4 protein-coding genes and 1 pseudogene are annotated in these 4,788 nt (G+C 71.6%); 2 read left to right on the forward strand and 3 right to left on the reverse strand.

Features of this window, described 5'->3' with window-relative positions:
- Positions 1 to 259: 259 nt before the first annotated feature.
- The gene (gene adhE, locus ACOJUF_RS18870) at positions 260 to 3,037 is read right to left on the reverse strand and encodes a bifunctional acetaldehyde-CoA/alcohol dehydrogenase (RefSeq protein WP_420123359.1); all 2,778 of its coding nucleotides are present in this window, start codon (positions 3,035 to 3,037) and stop codon (positions 260 to 262) included.
- Between the two features lie 172 nt (positions 3,038 to 3,209).
- Between adhE and ACOJUF_RS18875 the strand changes: the two genes are divergently transcribed.
- A complete protein-coding gene (locus tag ACOJUF_RS18875; protein ID WP_420123360.1) occupies positions 3,210 to 3,557 on the forward strand; it encodes a GntR family transcriptional regulator in 348 nt (115 codons plus the stop codon).
- On the forward strand, positions 3,557 to 4,039 hold the full coding sequence (locus ACOJUF_RS18880; RefSeq protein ID WP_420123361.1) for a hypothetical protein: 483 nt from the start codon (positions 3,557 to 3,559) through the stop codon (positions 4,037 to 4,039). Before ACOJUF_RS18875 ends, ACOJUF_RS18880 begins: the two co-directional genes overlap by 1 nt.
- A 24-nt stretch (positions 4,040 to 4,063) precedes the next feature.
- Here the strand turns inward: ACOJUF_RS18880 and ACOJUF_RS18885 are convergent, their stop codons facing one another.
- The gene (locus ACOJUF_RS18885; protein WP_420123362.1) at positions 4,064 to 4,420 is read right to left on the reverse strand and encodes an Rv2175c family DNA-binding protein; all 357 of its coding nucleotides are present in this window, start codon (positions 4,418 to 4,420) and stop codon (positions 4,064 to 4,066) included.
- 79 nt (positions 4,421 to 4,499) lie between these two features.
- Positions 4,500 to 4,788: pseudogene (locus ACOJUF_RS18890) on the reverse strand (hypothetical protein); the annotation flags it as partial.

Here is a 4,788-nt window from a genome sequence, read left to right on the forward strand (position 1 = left end):
AGGTCATCATGACGGCGGCCTTCTACGGCATCGGCTACCAGCAGGCCAAGGAGCGGCTCGCCCCGGTGGCCGTCGGCTGACCCGGCCCGCCGCCGCACCGACCCCGGCGCCGGGGCCGCACCCCGGGGGGGGCCCCCGCGCCCGGCCGGGACAGGAGCGGCACCGGCGGCGACAACGGGTCCGCCCGGGGACCGGCCGGCGCCGGTGCCTCCCCCGGGGTGAGGCCCCGGCTCCGGGGTCGGTGCGGCGGCGGGCCGGGTCAGCCGACGGCCACCGGGGCGAGCCGCTCCTTGGCCTGCTGGTAGCCGATGCCGTAGAAGGCCGCCGTCATGATGACCTTCATGTCGGCGAGCATGGGCATCCGCGGGTTGGCCGGCGCGCACTGGTCGCGGTACGCGCCCATGGCCAGCAGATCCAGTTCGCCGGTGAACACGCCCTCGTCCACGCCCTGGGCCTGGAACGAGGCGGGAATGCCGACCATCGCCCGCAGTTGCTCCACGGCGGTGGCGTAGGACTCGACCCCTTCGGCCGGGGTGCTCGCCGGCAGCCCGAGCATGGCCGCGATCTGCTGGAACCGCTCCGGCGCGACGTAGCTCTCGTACTTGGGCCAGCTGGTCAGCTTGGTCGGGACGGTGCCGTTGTACCGGATGACGTGCGGCAGCAGCGTCGCGTTGGTGCGGCCGTGCACCAGGTGGTAGCGCCCGCCGATGGTGTGGGCCATGGCGTGCACGATGCCCAGGAAGGCGTTGCCGAACGCCATGCCGGCGATGGTGCCGGCGTTGTGCATCTTCTCCCGGGCCTTGATCGTCTCCGGATCCTTCGGGTCCCCGTTCACCGAGGTGGCCAGGTTCGCAAAGATCAGCCGGATGGCCTGCAGGGCCATCCCGTCGGTGAAGTCGTTCGCGTACACCGACACGAACGCCTCGGTGGCGTGGGTCAGCGCGTCGAAGCCCGAGTCCGCGGCCAGCGAGGCCGGCATCTTGCCGGTCAGCACCGGGTCGATGATGGCCACGGTCGGGGTCAGCGCGTAGTCGGCCAGCGGGTACTTGATCCCGGTGGTGGGGTCGGTGATCACCGCGAACGGGGTCACCTCCGCGCCGGTGCCCGAGGTGGTCGGCACGCAGACCAGCTTGGCCAGGCTGCCCAGCCGCGGGAAGCGGAAGGCGCGCTTGCGGACGTCGAAGAACTTCTCCTTCAGGTCGGCGAAGACGGTGTCCGGATGCTCGTAGAGCAGCCACATGACCTTGGCCGCGTCCATCGGCGAGCCGCCGCCGAGGGCGATGATGGTGTCGGGCCGGAAGTCGCGCATCAGATCGGCGCCCTTGTAGACGGTCTGCACGCTGGGCTCGGGCTCGACGCCGTCGATGATCTGCAGCGAGACCGGATGCTGGCGGCGGCGCAGCACGTCGATGATCCGGTCGGCGAAGCCGAGCTTGGTCATGGTCGCGTCGGTGACGATGGTGACCCGGTGCACGTCGGGCATGTCGATCAGGTACCGGATGGCGTTCGGCTCGAAGTAGGTCTTGGCCGGCACCTTGAACCACTGCAGGTTGTTGTTCCGGCGGGCGACCCGCTTGATGTTGACCAGGTTGATGGCCGAGACGTTGCCCGAGACCGAGTTGTGCCCGTACGAGCCGCACGAGAGGGTCAGCGACGGGGCCAGCGCGTTGTAGATGTCGCCGATGCCGCCCATCGAGGTCGGCGAGTCGCGGATGATCCGCACCGCCTGGACCCGGCGACCGAACTCGACCGCCAGAGCCTCGTCCCCGGTGTGGATGGCCGCGCTGTGACCCAGACCGTCCAGCTCGACCATCTGCTCGGCCAGCTCGATGCCGTGCTCGGCGTCGCGGGCGGCCAGTACGGCCAGCACCGGGCACAGCTTCTCCCGGGTCAGCGGCTGGCCGGGGCCGACGAACGGCACCTCGACCAGGATGACCGAGGTGTCCTCGGGCACCTCGAAGCCGGCGTGCCGGGCGATCCACTGCGGGCTCTGCCCGACCACCCGGGCGTTGAGTTTCGCTCCGCTGCAGGCGGTTCCGTCGGCGCGCACGCCGAACAGGAACTCCTCCAGCATCGCCTTCTCCGCCGCGTCGACGCGGTAGGCGTGCAGCCGGGCGAACTCGGCCATGGCTGCCTGGTAGATCGGCTCGTCGAGGATGACGGCCTGCTCCGATGCGCAGATCATGCCGTTGTCGAACGACTTGGAGACGACCACGTCATTGACCGCGCGGGCCAGGTTGGCGGTGCGCTCGACGAACGCGGGCACGTTGCCCGCACCCACGCCCAGGGCCGGCTTGCCGCAGCTGTAGGCGGCCTTGACCATGGCGTTGCCGCCGGTGGCCAGGATGGTGGCGACGTCCGGGTGGTGCATCAGCCTGCCGGTCGCCTCGATCGAGGGGTGCTCGATCCACTGGATGCAGTCGGCCGGCGCACCGGCGGCGACGGCCGCGTCCCGGACGACCCGGGCGGCCTGGGCCGAGGACTGCTGCGCGGCCGGATGGAAGCCGAAGACGATCGGGTTGCGGGTCTTGAGGGCGAGCAGGCTCTTGAAGATGGTGGTCGAGGTCGGGTTGGTGACCGGGGTGATGCCGGCGACCACGCCGACGGGTTCGGCGATCTCGGTGATCCCGGTGATCTCGTCGGTGCTGATGACGCCGACGGTGCGCAGGTACTTCATCGAGTTGGTGACGTGCTCGCAGGCGAAGATGTTCTTGACCGCCTTGTCCTCGAACACGCCGCGGCCGGTCTCGGCCACGGCGGCCTGGGCGAGCTGGCCGTGCTGGTCCAGCGCGGCGACGGCGGCCTTCTTGACGATGTAGTCGATCGTCTCCTGGTCGAAGGCGGCGTACTCGTGCAGCGCCCGCAGTCCGCGGGCCACCAGGGCGTCGATCTCGTCGACCGGCGCTGCCGGCGCGGTGGCGACCGGCGCGGTGGCGGCCGGGACGGGCAGCTCCGGTCGCGGACCCTGCCCGATGCCATCGGGCTCGATGCCCTCGGGCTGGATGTCCTCGGGTCGCAGGACGGTGGGCGCCACCATGGTCTTCTCCCTGTCGGTCGGATTGATGTCCTCGTTCCGACCTCACGGTAGGCACCCGACCTATGGTCTGACCAAGGTCCTAGGTCCTGTTCTCGGCGCGACGGGTGGGCCAGGGTCAGGCTTCATGGATCCCCCTGGGCAAGCAGGCATTGGTACTAGTACGATTAGCACCATGCTCTGGCAGATCGACCCCGGCGACCGCGTTCCGCTCCAGGATCAGATCGCCGGCTGCGTCCGCCGGGCGGTCGCCGCGAACACCCTGGCCCACGGCGACCGGCTCCCCCCGGCGGCCGAGCTGGGGGCTGCGCTCGGCGTGGATCGCAACACGGTGCTGGCGGCCTACCGGAGCCTGCGCGACGAGGGCCTGCTGGAGTTCCGCCGCGGTCGCGGCGTCCGCGTGGCGGCCCTCACCAGCGGCGCGGCCGACCTCCACCTGGCGGCGGCCCGCCTGATCGACCTCGCCCGCGCCGAGGGCTACACCCGCGCGGACCTGATCTCCCTGATCGAAAGGATGGCGTGATGTCCGCACCGACCACCGTCTACACCTCTCGCGCCACCAACTGGCCCGTCCTGGCTGTCGGGGTCGGCCTGGCGGTGCCGCTGCTGGCGACGGGGCTGAGCGCCGCGGAGCCCGAGCTGCTCGGCCCGCTCGCGATGGTTGCGGCGATGGTCATCGGCGCCCTGATGAGCACCAGCCTGCGGGTCACCGCAGGCACGGCCGGCGTCACGGTCCGGTCCGGCGTTCTCGGCGTGCCCCGCTGGACGTTTCCGATCGACCGGATCGCCCGTGTCGAACCCGCCGACCTGTCGGCCTGGACGATGGTCGGCGGCATCTGGTGGAGCCCCCGCGACGGCCTGCGCATCACCCAGCGCACGGGTCCGGCCCTGCGGCTGCGGCTCACCGACGGGCGCCGGGTGACCCTGACGGTCAACGAGCCCCAGCTCGCGGTGGCCGTGCTCAACGAGGCCCTGCGGGCCCGGGACGACCAGGGGCGTTCCTGAGATCCGGCCCGGCCGGGCCGGATCTCAGAAGCCGGCGACCTGGGCCCGCCGGTGGACCTCCCGGCCGCGGTTCTCCCGCAGGGCGACCACCGGGCTGCCGGGCAAGGACTCGTCGACCGCGAACAGCCAGGCGATGATCTCGTCGTCCCGATAGCCGTTGTCCCGGAGCAGGGTCAGCGTGGCCGGCAGGCCCTTGACGATCAGCCCGTCGAGGACGAACTCGGCCGGGATGCGCAGGATGCCGTCCCGGCGGATGCCGAGCAGCTGACCGTCGCGGATCAGCTGGTGCACCTTCGTCACCGGCAGGTGCAGCTGCTCGGCGATCTGCGGGACGGACGCCCAGGTGGGTTCGGGACCGGCGGTGGGGTTGGCGGTGCTCACGCCGATCAGCCTGCCAGGCCGCTCGCCGGTTCGCGGAACTACCCGGTCGACACCTCGGGCCCGGACATCGACGCCGCGGTCAGGGAGCTGTACCGGCCAGCCGCTCCCGCAGCCCGGCCGCCAGACCGAGAATCGTGACGGCGTCGAAGAACTCGCCCACCGTGCGGGCGAGCCACCGGCGCCGGACCGGCGCGAGGCGCAGCCGCAGCAGCACCCGGGTGCGGCGCACTCCCGCGACGTCGTCCCCGCGGAGCACGATCGACCAGCTCAGCGCCATCCGGCCGCGGGTGGACCGGTAGACCAGGCGCTGCGGCGCGTCCACCTGCGCCACCGTGAACGTCTCGTGCCGCCCGCCGTAGTCCGGGATC

The sequence above is a fragment of the Nakamurella sp. genome (assembly GCF_048594475.1).
In the GTDB taxonomy this organism is placed as follows: domain Bacteria; phylum Actinomycetota; class Actinomycetes; order Mycobacteriales; family Nakamurellaceae; genus Nakamurella.

Bases quoted from the DNA above. Each gene is read 5' to 3' on its own strand.
- ACOJUF_RS18875 (WP_420123360.1), top strand. From the start codon at position 3,210: ATGCTCTGGCAGATCGACCCCGGCGACCGCGTTCCGCTCCAGGATCAG.
- ACOJUF_RS18880 (WP_420123361.1), top strand. From the start codon at position 3,557: ATGTCCGCACCGACCACCGTCTACACCTCTCGCGCCACCAACTGGCCC.
- adhE (WP_420123359.1), bottom strand. From the start codon at position 3,037: ATGGTGGCGCCCACCGTCCTGCGACCCGAGGACATCCAGCCCGAGGGC.